The following is a 24,293-nucleotide window of genomic DNA, read 5'->3' as shown; positions in this document are numbered from 1 at the left end:
TTGTAAATATATTATACAGCTACGTCATACTCACGTAACGCATCATTAAGCGAGGTTTTCTTGTCAGTACTTTCTTTACGTTTACCAATGATTAGTGCGCAAGGAACATTGTATTCTCCTGCAGCAAACTTTTTGGTATAACTTCCTGGGATAACTACTGATCCAGAAGGAACAACGCCTTTTCTTTCTATAGGGGTGTCGCCAGTTACATCAATAATTTTTGTAGAAGCAGTAAGTACAACGTTAGCACCAAGAACAGCTTCCTTTTCTACACGTACTCCCTCTACAACGATACATCTAGATCCTATAAATGCATTATCTTCAATAATTACTGGGGCAGCTTGTAGTGGTTCTAAAACACCACCAATCCCTACACCACCACTGAGATGTACATTTTTTCCTATTTGTGCACAACTACCAACAGTAGCCCATGTGTCTACCATAGTTCCTTTATCTACATATGCGCCGATATTTACATAACTAGGCATTAAAATTGTTCCAGGAGAAATATAAGCACCATGACGAGCAACAGCATTAGGTACTACTCGAATTCCTTTGGCTTCATATCCTTTTTTTAATGGAATCTTATCATGATATTCAAAAATTCCTGCTTCAAGAGTTTCCATTTTTTGAATGGGGAAGTATAAAACTACTCCTTTTTTTACCCACTCGTTTACTTGCCAACCTCCATCGATAGGTTCTGCAACTCTAAGCTCACCTGAGTCTAATAGGTTAACGACTTCTCTTATTGCGTTTTGTGTTTCCGATTCTTTTAAAAGCTCTCTGTTTTCCCAAGCTTTTTCTATGGTTTCTTGTAGTCGGTTCATTGAATAAAAATTTTGGTAAAGATAACAGCTTCCTTTTAAAAAAGTACTTATTATAGATATTTTAGGAAACCGTTAATAAATAAGGTGTTTTTATAATAATATCATACTTTTGCAAAAAAAAACACATGGCACGAATTTTGGCAATTGATTATGGAGGTAAGCGATGTGGGATTGCAGTTACAGATGAATCTCAGATAATTGCCTCAGGTTTGACAACCGTAGATACAAAAGATCTGTTACAATGGCTAGAAGGATATGTTGCTAAAGAAGAAGTAGAGCTTTTTATTGTAGGAGAGCCAAAAAGATTACATGGAGAACCATCAGAAAGTGAAAAATTGATTCAACCATTTTTAGAGAAATTACATAAGGTACTTCCTACTATTCCTGTAAAAAGAATTGATGAACGTTTTACGTCAAAGATGGCATTTGATACAATGTTGGCTAGTGGTATATCAAAAAAGAAGCGTAAAGATAAAGCGCTGGTAGATCAGATAAGCGCAACGATTATATTGCAAGATTATTTGTATAATCAATAAATAATAGAAACCAAGAAATAATATATGATACTTCCAATCGTAGCATACGGAGATCCGGTACTAAAGAAAAAAGCAAAAGAGATAAATAAAGATTATCCAAATCTTTCTGATCTTATTGAAAATATGTTTGAAACCATGTATAATGCACATGGAGTTGGATTGGCAGCTCCTCAAATTGGACTTCCAATAAGGTTGTTTATGGTAGATGCTGAACCATTCTCTGAAGATGAAGAATTATCTGATGAAGAAATAAAGCAATTAAAAGGATTTAAAAAAGTATTTATTAACCCTGTTATTGTGGAAGAAACGGGTGAAGAATGGGCGTTTACTGAAGGATGTCTCAGTATACCTGATGTTAGAGAAGATGTTTTTCGTAAAGAGACGATAAAAATCAATTATTTTGACGAGAATTTTGTAGAGCATACTGATACGTATGGAGGATTAGCAGCTAGAGTAATTCAGCATGAATATGATCATATAGAAGGTGTTTTATTTACAGATAAACTCTCAAGCCTTAAGAAGCGATTGATCAAAGGAAAACTGGCTAATATATCCAAAGGAAAAATTAATTCAGAATATCGTATGCGTTTTCCTTTGCAGAAAAAAGGGAGGTAATAACCTTATTTTTTAAATATTTATATAGGTTGCTATTTGATTTTAAAAACGAACTACGGATATTTGCGGTCTTTGAAAAGGGAAAAAGAATATAGTATAAATAATATATATGAGCTTAGATAAAATATTAGCAATCTCGGGTAAGCCTGGTTTATACGAGTTGAAAACACAAACCCGAAGTGGGTTTTTGGCAGAATCTTTATTAGACGGTAAACGCCTATCGGTAAGCATAAGACATAATGTAAGTGTGCTTAGTGAAATTGCAATTTATACCTTTACAGAGGAAGTGCCTCTAAGAGAGATATTTAAGAAGATTTATGAAAAAGAAAATGGAGAGCAGGCTATAAATCATAAAGAGTCTAAGGGTAAGTTAGAAGCTTATTTTAGTGAGATATTACCTGATTATGATGAAGATAGAGTATATGCCAGTGATATGAAAAAAGTAGTGCAGTGGTATAATATATTGCAATCAAAAGGAATGACTGATTTTTCTGATCCTGAGGTAGAAGAAGTTTCTGAAGAAGAAGAAGAATAAAAACATATTTATTGATAATAAAATCCTGTCTTATGGCAGGATTTTATTTTTTTAAGAATATTATTAATTTATTTTTAGTTTTTTATGATGTTAAAGGAAAATGAATAAGTTATTTAATATAGATTGATTTTCGATGTATGATTTCAGGACTTCTTTGTATTTTTGCGCAAAATTTTAATACAATCTTACAAATATTTAGTTTACATGGCTAATACCAAATATGTTTTTGTAACAGGAGGTGTGTCTTCTTCTTTAGGAAAAGGGATTATAGCGGCTTCATTAGCTAAGCTATTGCAGGCAAGAGGATATAGAGTTACAATTCAAAAGCTGGATCCTTATATAAATGTAGATCCAGGGACTTTAAACCCATATGAGCATGGAGAGTGCTATGTAACAGATGATGGTGCAGAAACAGATCTTGATTTGGGGCATTATGAGCGTTTTTTAAACTCTCCGACATCTCAGGCCAATAATGTAACTACTGGAAGAATATATCAAAGTGTAATAGAAAAAGAACGTCGTGGAGAGTTTTTAGGAAAAACAGTTCAAGTAGTTCCGCATATTACCAATGAGATTAAAGAAAGAATACAGATACTCGGAAAAAGTGGAGCTTACGATATTGTAATTACCGAAATAGGAGGAACAGTAGGTGATATAGAATCATTACCTTATATTGAAGCAGTACGACAACTTAAGTGGGAGTTAGGAGATTCCAATGCTTTAGTTATTCACTTAACTCTAGTTCCTTATCTTTCTGCTGCAGGAGAGTTAAAAACCAAGCCAACACAACATAGTGTAAAAACATTAATGGAGAGTGGTATCAAGGCAGATATATTGGTATGTAGAACAGAGCATGAACTCTCTGATGATTTACGTAGGAAATTAGCACTCTTTTGTAATGTTAAACAAGAAGCAGTAATACAGTCTATTGATGCTTCAACGATTTATGATGTTCCTAATCTAATGCTAGAAGAAGGTTTGGATACTGTAGTTCTCAAGCAATTAGTCCTTCAAGATCATGATAAACCTGATTTAGATAACTGGAATAATTTCTTGCATCGACATAAAAATCCTAAATGTCAGGTTACAATTGGGCTTATCGGTAAATATGTAGAACTGCAAGATTCATATAAATCTATTTTGGAAGCTTTTATTCATGCAGGAGCAGAGAATGAAGTAAAAGTAAATATCGTTAGTATTCATTCAGAATACATAACTGATAATACAATAGAAAAGAAAATAGCGCACTTAGACGGTGTTTTGGTAGCTCCAGGATTTGGAGAAAGAGGTATTGAAGGGAAAATTAAAGCAGTACAGTTTGCTAGAGAGAATAAATTACCATTTTTTGGAATTTGTTTAGGAATGCAAATGGCGGTTATAGAATATTCTCGTAATGTTTTAGGATTAAAAGATGCGTGCTCTGCAGAAGTAAATCAAGATACGCCGAATCCAGTTATTGATATTATGGAAGAGCAAAAGAATATAACTGATATGGGAGGTACTATGCGCTTAGGAGCGTGGGACTGTAAATTAATAGAAAGAAGTAAGGTTTATGAAGCTTATGGTAAGACATTGATAGCAGAACGTCATCGTCATAGATATGAGTATAATAATAAGTATAAAGAACAGTTAGAAAAAGCTGGATTACAAACTACAGGAGTTAATCCAGAAACAGGATTGGTTGAGATTATAGAGATTCCTGATCACCCTTGGTTTGTTGGAGTTCAATACCATCCAGAATATAAAAGTACGGTCGCTAATCCACATCCATTATTTATTGCTTTTATAAAAGCAGCTGTTGAATATTCAAAAAATAATAAAAGTGCCAAAGTGTCACAAGGGCAGTAATTGGCTAGATAATTGACATTAGGAAATTAAATATAAACAAAGAAAAGTCTTGCTGAACGCGCAGATATAGGCTTTTTATACATCAATACATGGAAGAAAAGAAATTTGATCTTAATTCAATAATTGGATTTGCGCTTATTTTTGGAATTATCGTTTGGATGTTTTACTTAAATCAACCAACTCCAGAAGAAATTGAAGCAGAAAAAGCAAAGCAAGAACAAGTAGAAACAGAAAAGGAATCAGGGAAACAGAATACAGAAACTTTTGTAAAAGAAACCGAAGCTATAGTGGTTAATCCACAGGATTCTGTAGCTTTATTAAATGCAAAATCTCAACTGGGAGCATTTGCATATTCTGCAAGCTTGTCCTCTGCAAAAGAAGAGTATACTAAGATAGAAAATGAAGTTTTAAGTCTAAAAATTAATAATCGTGGAGGATATGTTTCTGAAGCATTATTGAAAAATTTTAAAACCTATGACTCTGTTCCTTTGTATTTGATAAAAGATGGAAAAAATGCTTCCTTCAATATTAATTTTAAAACGACAGATAATAGAATTTTAAATACTCAAGATTTGTTTTTTGAGCCTACTGTTTCTAGAAATGGAGAAAATACGGTGCTGTCTATGAAACTAAAAGTATCTGATTCAAAATTTTTAGAATATAGATATGAGTTAAAATCAAATGAGTACATGGTAGATTTTACCATTAAATCTCAAGGGTTACAACAGGTAATAAATAGTAGTCAGGAAGTAAAATTAGATTGGAGATTACAGGCAATAAGACATGCAAAGAGTGCAGCTTATGAGAATAGGTATACAGAGATCATATATGAATATGATGGAGATAAAGATGATTACCTAGGGCAAGGAGAATCTGCTGATGATGAAGAGGAAGATGTAAGTTGGGTGGCATTCAAGCAACATTTCTTTACATCAGTTCTTTTAACAGATACACCGTTTAAGAAAGCGAATTTTACATCAAAAAATATAGCTAATTCTAGTGATTTAGATGACAAAGATATAACTATCACAAAAGAGTTCTCTGCATCCATACCATTAGAATTACAAGGAGGGGAGCTTAATTACACGATGGATTGGTATTATGGTCCTACAGATTATAGGATTTTGAATACTTATAAACGTAATCTGGATGAGATTGTGCCGTTAGGATGGGGGATTTTTGGAGTTATAAATAGATATTTGTTTATTCCATTTTTTGCATTTCTTAGTGGTTTTCTACCTTACGGTGTTGCCATAGTTATAATGACTATTATTGTTCGTATTGTGCTATCTCCTGTAACTTATAAATCATATGTATCTCAAGCAAAAATGAAGGTTTTACGACCAGAGATTACAGAGATTAATGAAAAGTATAAGGATAATGCAATGAAGAAGCAGAAGGAGACTATGGCATTGTATGGTAAAGCTGGAGTCAACCCTATGAGCGGCTGTTTGCCTGCAGTGATGCAAATTCCTGTTTTTTATGCACTGTTTAACTTTTTCCCAAGCGCATTTCAGTTGCGACAAAAAAGTTTTCTATGGGCAGATGATTTATCAAGTTATGATACCATAGCAGAACTACCATTTACCATTCCTTTTTATGGAGACCACATTAGTTTGTTCCCAATATTAGCCTCTATAGCGATCTTTATTTATATGACAATGACAACAGGGCAAACAATGCAAACCCAACAACCTGGGATGCCAAACATGAAATTCATCATGTACTTGTCTCCATTGATGATGTTATTCTTCTTTAATAACTACGCAAGTGGTTTATCACTATACTATTTTATATCTAATTTGATTACTATAGGTATTATGTTAGTTATCAAAAAAGTGATAATTAATGAAGATAAGATACATGCAAAAATTCAAGAAAATAAGAAAAAGCCTAAGAAACAAGGTAAGTTCCAGAAGAAAATGAAAGAATTAATGGAGCAAGCCGAGCAACAACAAAAAACAAAGAAAAAATAAGCATTAAGTGTTAATTTCTTTAAAAAAGCTCCTATATAGGAGCTTTTTTGCCATATGAACTTCATTTTATAAATTTGATTTTATATTATGGTATACTTTTTGGAAGTTATATACGTTGAAATAATGCCTCAAGTTAAATAATAGTTATGAGAAGTATATTTTTATTTTGTATCGTAGTATTTACCTGTACATCGTTAATAGGACAGAGATATAATGCCTTTGATGCTAATGGTAAACGACACGGAAAATGGCAAAAAAAATATGAAAACATAGAGCAACTTCGTTATGAAGGAACTTTTGACCATGGAAAAGAAATTGGCCAATTTAAATTCTACAAACCCAATAGCGGGACTTCTCCAACGGCAATAAAAACTTTTCTCAAAAACAATGACACAGTTAGGGTTAAATACTTTACTCAAAAAGGAAAAGTAATAAGTCAGGGGCAAATGATAGGAAAAGAAAGAGTAGGAAAGTGGGTGTATTATCATAAAGGGTCTAACAAAATTATGATGACAGAGCAATACACTTCTGGAAAGCTGAATGGAGAACAACTTACTTATTTTACAAATGGTCAGTTAACAGAGAAAACTTTATATGTGGCAGGAAAGCGAGAGGGTAAAAGCTTTATTTTTTCTGATTCTGGAGTAGTGATGAAAGAATTTACATACGGAAATGATAAGTTACAAGGATTAACTAAGTACTTTGATACAGATGGCACATTGCTTATAGAAGGGAATTATAAGAGGGGGCGTAAAGATGGATTATGGAAGTATTATAAGGATGGAAAACTCTCAGAACAAAAAATATTTCCGATTAATAAAAGATAGTTTTACTGTGTAAAATACTAAAGAAGTGTATAAAACGACAAGGCAATGCTCTAGCATTGCTTTTTTTATTTATTACTTTTGCATAGAATTTTTAAAGATAAAAAAGAAATTTTGATGAAGAGAGTAATCGTTGGGTTGTCAGGAGGAGTTGATTCTAGTGTAGCAGCGTATTTGCTTAAAGAACAAGGGTATGAGGTTATAGGATTGTTTATGAAGAATTGGCATGATGATTCTGTAACAATTTCAGATGAGTGCCCATGGTTAGATGATAGTAATGATGCTTTGTTAGTAGCAGAAAAATTAGGGATTCCATTTCAGACAGTGGATCTTAGTAAAGAATATAAAGAACGTATCGTTGACTATATGTTTAATGAATACGGAAAAGGGCGTACCCCTAATCCAGATGTGTTATGTAATAGAGAAATAAAATTTGATGTTTTTCTGAAAATAGCACTTTCTCTAGGAGCTGATTATGTAGCTACAGGTCATTACTGTAGGAAAGATACAATTGTAAAAGAAGGGAAAGAAATACATCGATTATTAGCAGGAAAAGATACTAATAAAGATCAATCTTATTTTTTATGTCAATTATCGCAAGAGCAATTAGCAAAAACGCTTTTTCCTGTAGGAGAATTGTTAAAACCAGAAGTACGAGATATAGCCAAAGAACAAGATTTGGTGACAGCAGATAAAAAAGATTCTCAAGGTTTATGTTTTATTGGCAAAGTACGACTGCCTGATTTTCTACAGCAAAAATTACAACCAAAACAAGGAAATATTATAGAGATTCCTTCTTCAGAGAAAAAGTATCAACAAAAGCTCCCTCAATTTACATCTAGAAGGGAAGAATTAGAATTTTTGTCGAACAAGTATACATATGAAGCTCGTGATGGTAAGGTAGTAGGGCAGCATCAGGGGGCACATTATTATACAAAAGGGCAACGCAAAGGTTTAGCGGTTGGTGGGACACCAGAGCCTCTTTTTGTGATAGAAACAGATGTAGAAACCAATACCATTTATACAGGGCAAGGAAAAAAACACCCTGGCTTGTATAGAAAAGCATTGTTTATCTCTGATAATGAGTTGCATTGGGTGCGAAATGACATGAAGCTTATTGTCGATGAAGAAATGGAGGTAATGGCAAGAATTAGATATAGACAATCATTGGAGAAGGCTTTATTGTGTAAGGTAGATTCTGGAATGTACGTTGTTTTCGAAAATGATCAAAGTGCAATTACTGAAGGTCAATTTGTAGCATGGTACATTAATAACGAATTAATTGGGTCTGGAGTTATATCATAACTTTTTTTTAAGAAAAATAAAATACATGAATAAAATCACAGAATTATTTGAAATTCAATATCCAATAATCCAAGGAGGTATGATATGGGCTAGTGGATGGAGGCTGGCAAGTGCTGTAAGTAATGCAGGAGGACTAGGCTTAATAGGAGCAGGGTCAATGTATCCTGATATACTGAGGGAGCATATCCAAAAATGCAAAAAAGCTACAAATATGCCTTTTGGAGTAAACATACCGATGTTATATCCAAATCTAGATGAAATTATACAAATTATAATTGAAGAAGGAGTAAAGATTGTATTTACATCTGCAGGTAACCCTAAGACATATACATCATATCTAAAACAGAAAGGGATTACAGTAGTACATGTAGTAAGTAGTTTGAAATTTGCTTTAAAAGCCCAAGATGCAGGGGTTGACGCTGTGGTAGCAGAAGGTTTTGAAGCGGGAGGACATAATGGAAGAGATGAAACAACAACATTAGCATTAATTCCAATGGTAAAAGAGGAAATAAATATTCCATTAATTGCAGCAGGAGGTATTGCTACAGGAACTGCTATGTATGCTGTAATGGCATTAGGAGCAGATGGAGTTCAAGTAGGAAGCCGTTTTGTTGCAAGTAAAGAGGCATCATCTCATACAGATTTTAAGAAAATGGTAGTTGAGGCGAAAGAAGGAGATACGCAGCTCACTTTAAAAGAGCTAGCTCCTGTTCGTATGCTTAAAAATAAATTTTATAATGATGTAGCAGCATTGTATGCTAAAGGGTCTTCTGTGGAAGAGTTAAAAACATTATTAGGAAGAGCAAGAGCTAAACAAGGTATGTTTGAAGGAGATCTTATCGAAGGAGAACTAGAAATAGGGCAAGTGTCAGGCTTAATAAGCGATATTAAGCCAGCAAAAAATATTGTTAATGATATGATCAAAGAATTTGAGATAACTAAAGAAAACATGGGTAAAATTTCTTTTTAAGTGATATACAATGAATTCTAGACAAGAACAGCTTAAAGCGATTGATAGGTTATTGACTATCATGGAAGAATTAAGGGAACAATGCCCTTGGGATAAAAAGCAAACGTTTCAATCATTAAGGCATTTAACCATAGAAGAAACCTACGAGCTTGGGGATGCAATTTTGGATAATGATCTGAACGAAATAAAAAAAGAATTAGGAGATTTATTGCTACATATTGTCTTCTATGCTAAAATTGGTAGTGAAACGAAAGATTTTGATATTGCAGATGTAGCAAATGAGATTTGTGAAAAATTAATTTATAGGCATCCTCATATTTATAGTGATGTAGTTGTTGATAACGAAGAAGATGTAAAGCGTAATTGGGAAAACTTAAAACTTAAAGAGGGCAAAAAAAGTGTGTTAGAGGGAGTGCCACAATCTTTACCTGCAGTGGTAAAGGCTAGTAGAATACAAGATAAGGTTGCAGGAGTTGGTTTTGATTGGGAAGAACCTAATCAAGTATTTGAAAAACTGGAAGAGGAACTAGGGGAGTTGCGACACGAAATCAAAATGCAAAATCAAGAAAGAATTGAAGCTGAGTTTGGAGATGTTCTTTTCTCTATGGTGAATTATGCACGATTCTTAAATGTAAACCCAGAAGATGCATTAGAGCGTACTAATAAGAAATTTATAAAGCGATTTCAGTACCTCGAGAAAAAAGCAAAAGAAGTAAATAAGGAATTGAAGGATATGACGTTAGGTGAAATGGATTTTTTTTGGGAAGAAGCAAAAAAGCTATAACCTATAGCTATTATCTCTTTTTGATAATTTTATGTTATTATTTTTTTATAAAACAAAAATTCCATTGCTTTGCAGTAATTAAAGTAAGGTTTTTCCGTATTTCTGTAATACTGCTGTTTTAATGTTGCTACTTTTTTTACTGACTTTTTAGGTAAGGTATCATAGGGCAGTCTATTTATAACAAATCTTTAACAAAAACATGTCGTAAATTAGCAATCTCAATCAATCAATCAATCAATCAATCGTGAGGTTAACTCAAAGTGTTATAGTAAGATCTTTGTTTTTTGCTCTTGTTTTATTTTTTTCTCATAATGCATATAGTGTATCTGATGTAATGAGTATAGGAAATAAGGGTATGCTCTCCTATTGCTTTTCGTTTTCTAGTGAAAACTCTAATGGAGGGGCTAATAAGAGTAATGATCAAATGGTGTTAGGTAATAAAGGTAAAGATTCTATCTGTATCTTTAAAGAGTTTGCGTTTCAGTATGCCAAGAGAAATCAACCAAAAAATGCTAGTGTTTTTATTGAGAAATACATTAAATCTAGTTTAGATGTTACTTTTGTGGGGAATAGTAATTTTGATTCTATCAAAGAGTCTGAGAGCTATAAAGCACTAGTAGATAAATATCTTAAACAATTCGATTGGAGGGCAGTTCTATGTTTTTGTGTTGCTTTTATAGGTTTTTTTATAGCAGTAGTATTAAATTTAACAAGACGTTCAGATACGATTTCAAATCTTTTGATGGGAGCTTTTGTGTTGCTGAATTCTTGTTTTATGACCCATATGGGGTTGTATTTTATGAATTACGAGTATTACCTGCCACATACATTGTACTTATTTACTACATTTGCTTTTTTGTATGGTCCTTTGATCTTTTTTTACTTCAAAAGGGTAACTCAAAAATATAAATTCAAATATGTAGATATATTACATTTACTTCCAACGATATTTCTTATTGTATTGCTATTGCCTGTGTATCTTTTACCAGGAGATGAAAAATTGAGAATGGTGATTCATTATGAAAGACCTTACCTTACATTAATTTCAGTTTCTAAACTTATTTCATTATTAATTTATGGAGTATTAGTGGTTAAAACATATGTTCAACCCCCTAGAAATGATTTATATATATCAGAAGAAACGCATAAATGGCAGAGAAACATAGTCATTTTTTGTTCAGTGTATATATTGTCTTATGTAATATATAGTGTTCTGAATATAAGTCATATAGGGAGTGGTTTTTTGTTTAATCTTCAAGTGATTTCAATTGCTGTAATGGTATTGTATGTTAGTTATTCTGCATTTGTTCAGCCATCACTATTTGGGAGACTTAGAATTGTGAAATCTCAAAAAGGAGTAGTGGAAAAAAAGGAAGGAGAAGTTCTAAGTAAGAATAATAAATATGAAAAATCAGGACTTACAGTAAGCTTTTCATTAGAACTCAAAAAGCATTTAGTACAGCTTTTAATAGAAGAGAAAGTATTTAAACAAAATGATATTACACTTCAAAAACTTTCAGAATTATTGGGTACAACAAGACATAATACTTCTCAAATTATAAATGAACATTTTGGACTTAACTTTTTTGAATTAATTAATAAATATAGAATTGAGGAGGCTAAAAAGTTGTTGCAAGAAGAAAAGTATAAAGGCTTTAATATTATAGACATAGCATATGAAGTTGGTTATAATAATAAAGTGACTTTTAATAAATCATTCAAAAAATATAATCAAATTACCCCTTCAGAATATCAAAAGCGTTATGTAGCGTAGTTTTTCTTTAATAAAATATGTTAATTAATAATAATGTTATATTAAAAAGAGAACCAGTATCATTTTTCAATGTAATTTTTATTTACTTGGAACGACTTTCCTATAATTTAGTTATAGGTTAATGTTTTAATAAAACTGTTGTGTTTTTTTGTAAAACATAATTGTTGTGATAAAGGTCATGAGGATAACACAGACATTATTTTTTCTATCATTCATTTTTGTTGTATTTGTTTATGTTACTAATAGCTCTATCAAAAGCGATGAAGGTAAGGTTGCTTATTATTCTGAATCTCTTATAAGAGATAATGCAAACTTAGGGCTAGGTGTTTTATTTGATCAAGATAGTTTTGAAAAATCTAAAGACAAAATTAATGAAGTAGGAGAGGGTTGGAGGATATTCTGTGTTTATGTAGGTTTTGTAGGAGTCTTTGTTTCTGTTTTTTTAAATCTAAAAAAAAAATCTGATAGAATTGCTAATTTGTTGATTAGTATGTTTTTATTTCAGTATGCTATTTTTATAATCAATATGGGTGGCGTATTGACTAATGATTATAGTTTTTCATATAATTTGAACCTATTTTCACTTTTCCTATGTGGTCCATTAATTTATTTTTATTGTAAAAGGGTATTAGTAGCTTATAAATTTACTCTTTTAGATCTTTTGCATTTGATGCCTATATGCGTACTTCTCTTTTTATATCAATTAGATGATGATAGAGAAATAATCGTTGCAATATTTTATACTAACTATTCATACATAAGATTATTCTCTTTACTGATTTATATGATTTTAGTAATGCAATTATTTGCTGAACTTTTCAAAAAAAGGACTGTTATGGCGAAGAAATTGAATAATTGGGGGCGAAATATTATGATTTTATATACAATATATGCGACTAATTATGTTGTTTATGAAGTTGTTGCTATACAGTTAGTTGTAGAGAGTGATTTTATTGTATTCTCTCAGGTTATATTTGCTATAATATTAATTTTATATGTCAGTTATATAGCTTATGTCCAACCAGAGATATATGAAAAAATTATAAGTATAAAACGTAGGGTAAAGAAGGGAGAGGATAAATACATAAAGTCTGGTCTTACTAGAGAGTTGTCTGTAGAGTTGAAAGAGAAATTGTTGGTGTTGTTTAATGAAGAAAAAGTATACAAACAGAATGATATTAATCTTCAAAAATTATCAGAATTACTTGACACAACCAGGCATAATACCTCTCAAATAATAAATGAACATTTTAATCTTAATTTTTTTGAACTCATAAATAAATACAGGATACAAGAGGCAAAAAGACTTTTAATAGATTACCGTTTTAAGAAGGGGAATATTATTGATGTAGCATATGAAGTGGGGTTTAATAACAAGGTTACGTTCAATAAATCTTTTAAAAAGTATAATAAAATTACTCCTTCAGAGTACATTAAAGTTTAGTGAGTAATATTAGGTAAAAGTAAAGGTAAAACTTCTTCGGATCAGGTAAGAACTTATAGGGGTTACCCCTTTTTAGGTGATCAAAATGTTTCTTTGAGCCTAAGTAACCATAAATAAGGAAAGGGTAAGCGTTAGTGTTTTCCATAAAAACTTTGTTCAAGTTTTGTGAAAGTATGTTTGAATTAGCCTTCAAGATATTCTTGCTCTTCCTTTTTGTGGTTATATCTAATAACTATGTTTAAGTATTAATTTTTTGAAATCTTTAATTTATGAAAGTACATTATTACAAGCTACTGATGTTATTCTTTTTTATATGCAGCGTTTCGTTCGCCCAAGAAAAGGATATCTCAGGAACTGTTACAGATGATAAGGGATTACCACTACCAGGTGTTAATGTCCTTATTAAGAACACCAATAAAGGAACACAGACTGATTTTGATGGTAATTACATTATCTCTGCAAATAGAGGTGCTGTAATTTCTTTTAGTTATGTAGGGTTTACAACCAATGATGTGGTTGTAGGTGATAATACTACAATAAATATTAAGTTAGCTACTTCTGCGGCAGAACTAGAAGAGGTAGTTGTAACAGCTTATGGAGTTTCTAGAAAATCTAGTGTAACATCTGCTATATCAACTGTAGGAGCTGAGGACTTACAAGACTTTGTCCCATCAACAAGTATCGATAATATACTTCAGGGGCAAGCTGCTGGTGTACAGGTTACTGCTTCAAACGGGCGACCAGGAAACACAGCTTTTGTTCAAATTCGTGGAGTTGGATCACTAAATGCAAGTACGACTCCTCTTTATGTAATTGATGGGGTGCCTATTCCAATTACAGATAATGACCCAGATCGTAACTTTAATCCTTTAAGTAATTTAAATCCTAATGATATAGAATCTCTTTCTATACTTAAGGATGCGGCTTCTGTTTCAAAATATGGTTCTAGAGGTGCAAATGGAGTTGTTTTGATTACAACAAAAAAAGGTAAAAAAGGTGATGCTAAAATTAAGTTCACTTCTTCTTATGGTTTTGGTCAACGTATTGCTGATCCTTTTGATCTTATGAATGCTGAACAGAAACTTGAGATAGAAAGGCAGTATGCTGAATTAGGAGTTGATGCGGCTACAAGTTTACCTGGAGCAACATCATCTCCTCAAGAGTTAAGAGATTTAATTGCGCTTGATACTAATTGGGAAGAAGAATTGTTAAGAAAATCTGTAATTCAGTCTAACTCTTTATCTATATCAGGAGCAAATGATAAAATAAATTACTTTTTCTCACTAGGTTATAACAAGGATACTGGTATAATAGATAGAATAGATGGTTTCGAGAGAATAACTGCACGTTTGAATACTTCTTACCAAGCAAAAGATTGGTTAGGTATTGATACTAATATTTCTTTTGCAAGAAGCTCTACAGATTTACCTAGAGATAGAAACAATGTTCAAAATCCATTTAGAGCATTGTATGATTATAATCCATATGAACCACTTTTTTCAAGAGATGCAAATGGAGGGATTTTATTAGATCTTCAAGGAAACCCTGTATATAATCCAACATCAACATTTTTTCCAATTGCTAGAGCTTTACAGACAGAGACTGAAAATACACGTAATTTTTTAATTATTGGTAATGTTGCGGCTAATATTAGTTTATCAGAAAAATTCTCAAACCGTTTTTCTGTTGGTCTTGTAAGTAACCGTTTTAATAGAACAAATAGATCAATTCAAGGAGGAGTACTTCAAGGATTTATTGGAGATAGCCAATTTCCAGGAACACAAACTGAGAATTCTGCAATAGATTTTGAATATAATGTAGCCAATTTATTTAGCTATAATGATACATTTAATGATGTTCATAATATATCCGCAAGTTTCTTATTAGAATATAATGAAAATATAAGAACTGATTTATTCGTTAATGCACGAGGATTTCCTTCGCCAGATATTCCATATATTGAGGTAGCAGCTGAACCTACAGGTGCAGGATCTGAAGAAGATAGAAGAATCTTATTTTCTCAAGCACTTTTTGCCGATTATGATTATGATGGTAGATATATTGCTTCATTCTCTGTTAGGCGAGATGGTTCTTCAAAATTTGGACCAGATAACAAATATGGTACTTTTGCAAGTGGTAGTGTTGCTTGGAATATTGCAAAAGAAAGTTTTATGGATAACTCATTTTTTAATGATTTAAAATTGAGAGCTTCTTATGGTACTTCAGGTAATCAAAATATTCCAGATTTTCAGTATTTACCAGCATTAGGGTTTGAGAATTCTTATAATGGTTTTTCAGCAGGATCTCCTTTGAGAGCTCCAAACCCTCTAATTCAATGGGAATCTCAAGCTATTCTGGATATCGGAGTAGAATTTGGGTTCTTTAATAACAGGATAAATGGAGTTATAGATTATTTTAAAAAGAATTCAAAAGATCTATTAATCAACAGACCAATCTCTTTTACAGTAGGAGATGAAGATAATGGTATATTCCAAAATATTGGAGAGGTTGAGAATAGTGGAATTGAATTTTCATTAAATGCCGATGTAATAAGAACTGAAGATTTTACTTGGTCCTTAGGAGGAAACCTTACAATATTAGATACCAAGGTTAAAAAACTAGTTAACGGTCAAGATATTGTTAGAGGAACGTTTGGTAATATTATATTGAGAGAAGGAGAAGATATAAACTCGTACTATCTAGTAGAATATGCAGGTGTAAACCCTGCTAATGGAGCTCCTCAATATGTAGATTTAGATGGGAATATAACAGAAACATATAGTGATAGTTTCCAAAAAATCCAAAAAGGAAAATCACCAATTGCTAATCTACAAGGAGGTTTCTTTACCTCGTTAAAATATAAAGGTTTTGGCGTAAGAGGTGACTTTGTGTATAGAGGAGGGAATTATATCTTAAATCGTCAACGTCTAGCAGGTGAATCAATTGGGAATATCAATAGAAACCTAAGAACTGATGCTTTTAATTATTGGAAACAACCAGGTGATACAAATGTTTTACCAAGTCCATTATTTGAAACAAATGCTGATCAAGGAGGAACTACTAGATTTTTAGAAAAAGGTGACTTTATTAGATTAAGAACATTGACGTTGGATTATAATATGCCAAGAAAATTCTTAGAGGTTATCAAATTAGATGCACTTAGATTCTTTGTTACAGGTCAGAATATTTGGACAATAACTGATTATAAAGGTGACCCAGAAATAGGAATTGGTTCTGCTGAATCTGGAGAACAGGGAGATGCAGGTTTTGTACCTGGAGAGTTTAGCTTGTTTAGTTACCCTCAGGTTAAATCTTATACGTTTGGAGTTGAAGTAGGATTTTAATAAAATAAAAAGAGATGAATAATAAATTTTATATAATAGGTATTTTATTCTTATCATTAGGGTTTTTTGCCTGCGATGATGAATTAAATGATTTAAAACCTTTCACAGAAACTGAGCCGAGTGTTTTTCTAACAACACCTCAGAATTTTGAAATCGCAATGAATGGTGTGTATAGACAATTATGGCTGTACTATTCTGATGAAGCAAGTGGATTACAAGGAGTTCCTGATATAATATCAGATAATGTAATTCAATCTCAGACAGGTAGAAGGTCTAATGATAATTATTATGACCTTAGATATGTTGCAAGTACTTTAGGGGCGATTTCGTTATATTGGAGTGAAGCTTATGAGGCGGTAAATGGAGCAAATTTGATTATTGAAAACATAAGCAATATAGATGGTACTCCAGAACAAGATAATATTCTTGGGCAAGCATTAGCGACAAGAGCATGGGCACATTTTGACCTTGCTAGAATATATGGGCAAATCCCAACGCAAAGTCCAGGTGCTAATACTACTTTGGGAGCGGTTTATCTTAAAACTGAAGATGGAGATACTGGTAGTACTATAGATGATGCTCTTGCTCAACCAGCGAGAGAAACTATAGCATCAAACTATGAAGAGATTATCGGAGATTTAGAACGTGCAGCTCAACTTATTGATGATGATAATGGAGAAGGACGTTTGAATAGAAATGGTGTGGAAGCATTGCTGTCTAGAGTGTATTTGTATAATGGAGAATACCAGAAAGTAATAGATGCTGCAAATAAAGTAACAGCTAGTTTAGCTACTGCAGAAGAACTTCCTGATGTATATGTAGATAATATTAATGCAGGTGTGGTGATAGAGTTATCTATTAATACGACCACTCAAGCTAATACGGGTAATCCTGTTGGAGTACTTTATAGTCAAACATCTAGAGGTAATACTGTTTCAGAATATGTAATGGATTTTGATTTCTTTAATAGTATTGATGCTACAGATGCAAGAAAGGATGTTTTACAATTTGTTGGAACTAACCGAGGAAATGATTATAATGCAATCAAAAAGTTTTTGGGTGAAGAAGGACAAACGAATGGTTTAGTAGATGTAAAAGTTCTTCGTATGGCAGAAGTAATTCTAAATAAAGCTGAGGCACAATTTGAACTAGGTTTAGAAGCAGGTGCTTTAGCTTCTTTAAATGAATTAAGAGAAGTTAGATATTCTCCTTATGTAGCTGGAACAGAAACTGGCATTGCTCTTGAGGATGCGATTCAGTATGAAAGAAGAGTTGAATTGGCTTATGAAGGACATAGATTCTTTGACCTTAAAAGAAGAGGTGAAGGCATTAATAGAAATGCAACAAATGGAGATATCATAGATGGTACAGGAACTCCTCCTGCTGCTACAACTTTGCCTGCGGGGAATTTTAGATTTCAATTTCCAATTCCTACTGCTGAGATCAATGCAAATTCTACTATAGCTAAACAGCAAAACCCTGGTTACTAAGTAGTATTTATAATATAGTATTTAACCTAAAATAATTAGGTAAATCAAAATCCCTGTCAGTTAACTGACAGGGATTTTGTATTTTATGAAAAAATTACTTCTTAAAAACTATTAGATCATTATCAGCGATTTCTACTGATTTAAAGCTGAATCTTTTTTTGATCCATTGTATTGTATCCATTGTATAAAAAAACACGTGAGTAGGATCGTTTTTATACCACCAGGAATCAAAATCTGTACGTGGGTCATAAACTTTAGTTTTGCAATACAGTGTTCCATTAGGGAGTAATAAAGAGTGTAGTAAATCAAACTCTTTGTAAGGGGTGTAAAAATGCTCTATCACTTCACAACAAACGATATAGTCATATTTCTTTTCCAGAGCATTTACATGGTTGTAAAAAAAAGGGTCATACTCTGTGATGGTATAGTTTTTCTGTTTGAGTAAATGCGAAATAACAGGTCCGCTTCCTGATCCAAAGTCGAGACCTTTATGAGATTGGGTGTAGTCTTTTTGAATTCTGTTTACAATAGGTAGTGCATACTTTTGAAAAGAAAGATCATTCACATTATTTTGATGCAATTGATATCGTTGTTTTTCTTCTTCTGGTGTAAGGAAATGAGCAGGATGTAATAATATACCCTTACACTGTAAACATTCAAAATAAGCACGTCCTTGTGCCTCAGAAAACAGCTTTGTTTCTGAAGCACAAAGAGAGCATGTCATTTTGATTATAGTTGTTTGATTTTTTTGAGCTTGGCTTTCCAGACTTCTAGAGTTTCTTTATGCTTTTCTATATTTTTATTTACATCCATTACCATAGGATTATCGTCACTTGCGTGTTTAAAAAATAGAAGGTTATTCTCTAATTGACGAATTTCACCATTTACTTCATCAATTTTTTTGCGAATAAAATTTTGTTCATTTCTAAGAGCTCTATCGTCTGTTTGAGAAGATAAAGTGTTTAATTTATTCTCATATTTGATAAGTTCTGTTTCTTTACGGCTTAAATTAAGTTGTTGAAAAAGTTTATCAAGAATCTTATTGTATTCAGATTCTATGTTTTTCTTTTTATACGGCACTCTTCCCAGTGTTTTCCAGACAGCGATATCTTCTTTTATAGTTTTAAGGTCTGCATCTGGATCACCAGAAAGTGTTATTCCTTTTATTGTTTCTAGGTGTTTTTGTTTGTTTTCTAATGCGACTATTTCCTCTTTATTAGCTTCATCTCTCTCTGCATGGATTTTATCAAAATACGCATTACAAGCATCTTTAAAACGTTTCCATATACGGTCACTATCTTTACGAGGAACATGCCCAATTTTTTTCCAGTCCGATTGAATTTTTTTCATCAATGGAGTGGTAACCTCATGGTCATTACTATCTTTATTGTCTTCGGCAATCTGGATCAGTTCCATTTTTTTACTTAGATTGTTAAACTGATCTTTTTTGAGGCCTTTGTAGAACGTATTTTTATTACGATTAAAATCTCTCACAGCAGTTTTAAAATCGCTCCAAGTTTGTTCATTTACATTAGAAGGGACTTTTCCTGCTTTAAAAAAATCATCTCTTAATGCTTCAATCTCTTTAATTTTCTGTTGCCATCCGTTATGATTTTTAGGATGATCTATACTAACACCAATGATTTTTGTGATGATTTCTCTTTTTACTTCTAGATTTTCTTCAAATACCTTATCTAGATCTTTAAAGTAGTTTTGTCTATTTTCATGAATCTTTTTGGTTAAAGCACTAAACTTTTCCCAGATAGGTTCTCTAAATTCTTTTCCAACAGGTCCTAAGTCTTCTTTCCACATTTTGTGGAGTAATTGTAGTTCTCTAAATGATCTGTTTACATCTGTCTCTTGAGCTAGTTCTGTAGCTCTTTCGATAATTTTGAGTTTTTGTTCAAGATTATGTTTAAAGTCTAGGTCTCTAAACTCTCTATTTAGATGTAAGAAGTCATAAAAATTCTCTGTATGGTGGTGGTAGGTATTCCAGACAGTATTGTATTTGTCTCTAGGAATAGCCCCTGCATTACGCCACCTTTCTTGTATGCTTTTAAAATGATTATATGTGGTATTGATATTTTCATCCACATTAAGTAATCCTTTTAGTTCTTCTATTAATTCGAGTCTTCTTTTTAGATTCTCTTGATGATCTTTTTTTAGATTTTGATAGTAAGCATTACGCTTTTCTTTATAATCAAAATAAACAGAATTGAATTCTTTTTTTATAGGCGTAGAGTAATAGAAATCAATAATATCACCACCATCTGCTAAGAATTCTTCTTTTTTCTGTTCTACTTCTTCATTGAATTTGGCATTAAATTCATTTTTAATTTCATCAACATGCTCTTTTATTGCTTGAATTTTTTCATTCTTGATCAAGTTTTGTAATTCTTTGATCAGTTCTTCTTTGGTCAAAGCATGGTAATCCTTTTTTTCTATATTATGGCGTTCTATAGTAGTTTCATCTTCACTATGTTCTGCCACAGCTTCATCCATTTGATCTTGAATTTGATCTTTGTCTGTGGATGCAGTTTCGTTTTTAGACTCTTCCTTATGGGCAATCGTTTCTTTTGGAGTATTTGTTATTGCAACGGTAGATGGATTAGTATCATTTTCTTCATTTTCAGAAGATGTTTGTACAGCATCGGTAATTTGTGGATTCACTACTTCAACAGGAGTTTCTTGATCAGACTGTTTTAATGTTTCTACAGTAGCAAGCGCACTATCTGATTGCCGCTGTGTTGTTTCTTGTGTAGTCGTTTCTAGATTTTCAACCTCAGAGTTTATATCTAAAACTTTGGATTTGTTCTCTTCGTTTCCATCTGCCTGAGGCAGGTTATCGCGTGTTGACATTGTGTGAGCTTTTTTATTTTCTGAGCATAATAGCCTGACTAAGATACTAACATATTAGAAAAACTCAAAGTTATTGATGGGTTTTAAGATTACTTTCTTTTGATTTAAGTAAGAGTTTTAATACAAAACCCAATAAAATTAGGCGTTCCAGATTTCCCAAGCTTTTTCTGCTTGTAGTTTTAACATTTGTAGTCCATTAGAGACAGTAGCTCCTTTTTCTTTTCCTTGATGCATAAAAGTAGTCTCGGCAGGGTTGTAAATCAAATCATATAATACATGGTTATTAGTAATATATTGATAAGGAATATCAGGGCAATCATGGATATTGGGGTGTGTTCCCAATGGGGTGCAGTTTATAATCAGTGTATGATTTGCCATAATAAGCTTGTCAATATTTTTGTAGCTAAGTTTGTCATGACCTGAGTTTCTAGATACAAATGTATATTCAATGTGTAGTTGTTGTAGTGCATAAGCAATTGCTTTTGATGCCCCACCAGTACCTAGGATCAATGCTTTTTTTACGGTATCATTAAGCAAAGGTTTTAGAGATTCTATAAATCCATAATAATCACTGTTGTATCCTATAAGGCCTTTTTCTTTGTTAAATTTAATAACATTGACGGCTCCAATTTCTTTGGCAATAGGATCAAGGTCATCAAGGTACTCAATGACTTCTTGCTTATAAGGTATGGTAACATTAAGACCTTGTATCTTTGTGTCTTTAATAACTTCTGTAATATCTGTTATTTGTGGGATATCAAAATTGGTATACTCACAATCTAAGTTTTCAGTCTCAAATTTTTCAGAAAAAAAACCTCTAGAAAAAGAGTAGCCAATGTTTCTACCTAGTAACCCGTATATATTTTTCATTTTGAATTTTTTTGTGTTTGCTGTCCGTACCATTCTAATCCTAGGATAATTGCTATACCTATAAAAATATAGAAGATAGCAAAATAGGTTTCGATAGAAGTGATATCAGGAAAATAGCGATCATAATTATCTAGTATAGGATTGCCCAGCCCATCAATTAGTGTGGTTCCTAGAAGGTCGGTTTTGTATATTTTGTGTTTCCATGGCCATACAACACCCAGTGATCCTGTAATAAATCCTATTATTGCTGCAAACGTGGCATTCTTATAATGTTTTAGTACATATCCCAATAAATGTGAAAGTGTTACCAAACCAGTTAATGAACCTAGGCTAAAAACAATTAGAACTTTTAATAATCTGACTCTTTGAGAGTCTGCTACAAACGAAAAATCCCAACGTATAATATCAGCCATGGTATCATATAAGGCATTTACAGAATCTACCAGCAAGAGGACATAATTACCAAATAAAATAAGAATAAAAGAACCTGATAATCCTGGAAGTGTCATGCCAGATACTCCAATAATACCACAAACAAAGACAAACCATAGATTGTCATTTTCTTTAGCAGGGTCAAGTAAGCTAATTCCAACCCCGATTATAGTACCGATAGCGATGAGGCATATGTTTCTTTTGCTCCAATCATCAAAATCTTTTACTATATAGTATATAGAACCGATAATCATTCCAAAGAAAGAAGCCCAAACATATAGTTCAAAATGAATAATCAGGTAATCCAGAATTTTAGAAACACTAAAATAGCTAATCAGCATTCCCAAAATAAGAAGCCCTAGAAATCGTCCATTGATATACCTCCAAAAGCTTCTGAATCTAAAATTGATAAATAGTTTAAAAGCTTTGAAATTAATTTTTTGAAGCGAATAGATAAACTCTTCATAAAACCCAGCAACAAAAGCAACGACACCTCCAGAAACTCCAGGAACTTTATTGGCTGCTCCCATAGCTAGCCCTTTAATAATAAGGAAAAATTTATCGGTGAGGGTTCGGGTACTGTGCGGCATTGGCAGGGGTTAATTTGTTTTTTTTACAGAAAGACGTTCTAATATCAGAATTAATAAAAAGCCAATAGCTATAAAGAGTAAAACCCATAGTATTCGTGGATCATTTTCATATTGAGAGGGGAGAATACTTTTTTCGATAAAAGGAACTTCGATTCCTTCAGAATTTGTTCTCCAGGATAGTACTTTTTTCCATGGCCATAGTTTATTAAGAGAACCTATCATAAAGCCTGTAAGTATTGCCAGTGTGATATTGTTATGATGTTTAAACATCCAGTTCAATGCTTTAGAGAATAGCTTCAAACCGATTAGTGCACCAACGCCCATAATCATTATTTTAGAAATGGCTCCCCATAATAGATCAAAATCTAGATTTACAATGCCGTTGCGTAATTGATTTATGAGATCGATAGCGGTTTGATATGCGCCTAAAATAAGCAGGATAAATGCGCCAGATACTCCTGGGAGTATCATGGCTATGATTGCTATAAAACCACAAAATAAAAGATACCAGTTACTATCTGGTGAGGCTAGCGGTTCTGCAATGGTGATATAATAAGATACTATTGCGGCAAGAAGAATACCTAGTATTGTTTTTGGTTTCCAAGAACTTATTTGTTTACCTATATAGAAAATACTAGCAAGTACTAATCCAAAGAAAAATGCCCATAACAATAGCGATTCGTGGTGTAAAAGCCATTTTATAACCTTGGCTAGAGAGAGGATGCTTATCAATATCCCTAGAAAAAGAGCGCATAAAAAGGAGAGGTTATGGTGTTTCCATGCAGTAGCAAAACCTTCTTTTTTCCAGAGAGAGAGAAAACCTATATCGAGATTATTAATGGTTTCTATTAATTCTTCATAGATACCAGATATAAATGCAATCGTTCCTCCTGAAACCCCAGGAACCACATCTGCTGCCCCCATAGCTATTCCCTTTATTGCAATGATAAGGTAATCTTTAAGCTTTCTTTGCATGTGTGATGTTTTGATATTAATGATCAAAACAAATGTATGGATTTTTGTATTGTAAATCTATTAGAAAAAAAGAGTCTTTTTCTATGTTTCAAAATAAAATACATCGATAGGGATATGTTGTATCTAACATTTTATTTTTTGCCTGAATCAAAATATAATTTAATTCAGATTGCGGTCATTCCATTTTGAGAATAGATATTATTTATTATGCTTATCCTTATGTTTCCCTATTACTTGGTATCTTTAAAGTATGAAATTAATTGAGTTTTTTAAGCATTATCCAGACGAGGAAAGC

Annotated in this window: 19 protein-coding genes; 13 read left to right on the top strand and 6 right to left on the bottom strand. The window is 32.4% G+C overall.

The window, feature by feature from the left end; genetic code table 11:
* Positions 1–11: 11 nt before the first annotated feature.
* On the bottom strand, positions 12–827 hold the full coding sequence (locus tag CVD18_RS09845) for a 2,3,4,5-tetrahydropyridine-2,6-dicarboxylate N-succinyltransferase (protein WP_103865271.1): 816 nt from the start codon (positions 825–827) through the stop codon (positions 12–14).
* A 125-nt stretch (positions 828–952) separates the two neighbouring features.
* Here CVD18_RS09845 and ruvX point away from each other — a divergent pair, with 125 nt between their 5' ends.
* The 13 genes from ruvX (at position 953) to CVD18_RS09780 (ending at position 18,272) form a co-directional block, all read left to right on the top strand.
* Positions 953–1,363 (top strand): Holliday junction resolvase RuvX, encoded by a 411-nt coding sequence (ruvX, locus tag CVD18_RS09840; RefSeq protein ID WP_103865270.1) that lies wholly within the window; start codon positions 953–955, stop codon positions 1,361–1,363.
* Positions 1,364–1,387: 24 nt separating this feature from the next.
* Positions 1,388–1,978: a peptide deformylase gene (gene def / locus CVD18_RS09835; RefSeq protein WP_103865269.1), complete on the top strand. Its 591-nt coding sequence runs from the start codon at positions 1,388–1,390 to the stop codon at positions 1,976–1,978.
* A gap of 109 nt (positions 1,979–2,087) precedes the next feature.
* Positions 2,088–2,513: a DUF5606 domain-containing protein gene (locus CVD18_RS09830; protein WP_103865268.1), complete on the top strand. Its 426-nt coding sequence runs from the start codon at positions 2,088–2,090 to the stop codon at positions 2,511–2,513.
* 204 nt (positions 2,514–2,717) lie between these two features.
* Positions 2,718–4,361, top strand: coding sequence for a CTP synthase (locus CVD18_RS09825; protein ID WP_103865267.1), 1,644 nt, complete (start codon positions 2,718–2,720; stop codon positions 4,359–4,361).
* A gap of 89 nt (positions 4,362–4,450) precedes the next feature.
* Positions 4,451–6,337 (top strand): membrane protein insertase YidC, encoded by a 1,887-nt coding sequence (gene yidC / locus CVD18_RS09820; protein ID WP_103865266.1) that lies wholly within the window; start codon positions 4,451–4,453, stop codon positions 6,335–6,337.
* Between the two features lie 146 nt (positions 6,338–6,483).
* Complete coding sequence (locus CVD18_RS09815; protein ID WP_103865265.1) at positions 6,484–7,164, top strand: toxin-antitoxin system YwqK family antitoxin; 681 nt, start codon at positions 6,484–6,486, stop codon at positions 7,162–7,164.
* A 114-nt stretch (positions 7,165–7,278) separates the two neighbouring features.
* Complete coding sequence (gene mnmA / locus CVD18_RS09810) at positions 7,279–8,466, top strand: tRNA 2-thiouridine(34) synthase MnmA (RefSeq protein ID WP_103865290.1); 1,188 nt, start codon at positions 7,279–7,281, stop codon at positions 8,464–8,466.
* A gap of 16 nt (positions 8,467–8,482) precedes the next feature.
* Entirely contained in the window at positions 8,483–9,436 is a 954-nt protein-coding gene (locus CVD18_RS09805) for a nitronate monooxygenase family protein (protein ID WP_255409436.1), read from the top strand.
* 10 nt (positions 9,437–9,446) lie between these two features.
* Positions 9,447–10,220 (top strand): nucleoside triphosphate pyrophosphohydrolase, encoded by a 774-nt coding sequence (gene mazG / locus CVD18_RS09800; RefSeq protein WP_103865263.1) that lies wholly within the window; start codon positions 9,447–9,449, stop codon positions 10,218–10,220.
* A gap of 244 nt (positions 10,221–10,464) precedes the next feature.
* Positions 10,465–11,994 carry an AraC family transcriptional regulator gene (locus tag CVD18_RS09795; protein WP_103865262.1) on the top strand — a complete coding sequence of 510 codons (1,530 nt, stop codon included), beginning with the start codon at positions 10,465–10,467 and terminating at the stop codon, positions 11,992–11,994.
* 178 nt (positions 11,995–12,172) lie between these two features.
* A complete protein-coding gene (locus CVD18_RS09790; RefSeq protein ID WP_103865261.1) occupies positions 12,173–13,438 on the top strand; it encodes an AraC family transcriptional regulator in 1,266 nt (421 codons plus the stop codon).
* A 269-nt stretch (positions 13,439–13,707) separates the two neighbouring features.
* A complete protein-coding gene (locus CVD18_RS09785) occupies positions 13,708–16,782 on the top strand; it encodes a TonB-dependent receptor (protein ID WP_103865260.1) in 3,075 nt (1,024 codons plus the stop codon).
* 14 nt (positions 16,783–16,796) lie between these two features.
* Entirely contained in the window at positions 16,797–18,272 is a 1,476-nt protein-coding gene (locus CVD18_RS09780) for a RagB/SusD family nutrient uptake outer membrane protein (protein ID WP_103865259.1), read from the top strand.
* Between the two features lie 94 nt (positions 18,273–18,366).
* On the opposite strand, the gene CVD18_RS09775 is transcribed toward CVD18_RS09780, so the two are convergent.
* The 5 genes from CVD18_RS09775 to CVD18_RS09755 all read right to left on the bottom strand — a co-directional run bounded on the left by CVD18_RS09775 (position 18,367) and on the right by CVD18_RS09755 (position 23,998).
* A complete protein-coding gene (locus CVD18_RS09775) occupies positions 18,367–18,996 on the bottom strand; it encodes a class I SAM-dependent methyltransferase (RefSeq protein ID WP_103865258.1) in 630 nt (209 codons plus the stop codon).
* Between the two features lie 5 nt (positions 18,997–19,001).
* A complete protein-coding gene (locus tag CVD18_RS09770) occupies positions 19,002–21,131 on the bottom strand; it encodes a DUF349 domain-containing protein (RefSeq protein ID WP_103865257.1) in 2,130 nt (709 codons plus the stop codon).
* 138 nt (positions 21,132–21,269) lie between these two features.
* The gene (locus tag CVD18_RS09765) at positions 21,270–22,001 is read right to left on the bottom strand and encodes a shikimate dehydrogenase (RefSeq protein WP_103865289.1); all 732 of its coding nucleotides are present in this window, start codon (positions 21,999–22,001) and stop codon (positions 21,270–21,272) included.
* Positions 21,998–23,023, bottom strand: a complete 1,026-nt coding sequence (locus CVD18_RS09760; protein WP_103865256.1) for a DUF368 domain-containing protein — start codon at positions 23,021–23,023, stop codon at positions 21,998–22,000. Before CVD18_RS09760 ends, CVD18_RS09765 begins: the two co-directional genes overlap by 4 nt.
* 9 nt (positions 23,024–23,032) lie before the next feature.
* Entirely contained in the window at positions 23,033–23,998 is a 966-nt protein-coding gene (locus CVD18_RS09755) for a DUF368 domain-containing protein (RefSeq protein ID WP_103865255.1), read from the bottom strand.
* Positions 23,999–24,293 lie beyond the last annotated feature (295 nt).

This window comes from Aquimarina sp. I32.4 (assembly GCF_002924285.1).
Lineage (GTDB): Bacteria > Bacteroidota > Bacteroidia > Flavobacteriales > Flavobacteriaceae > Aquimarina.
This window is presented reverse-complemented; position numbering and strand designations above follow the sequence as displayed.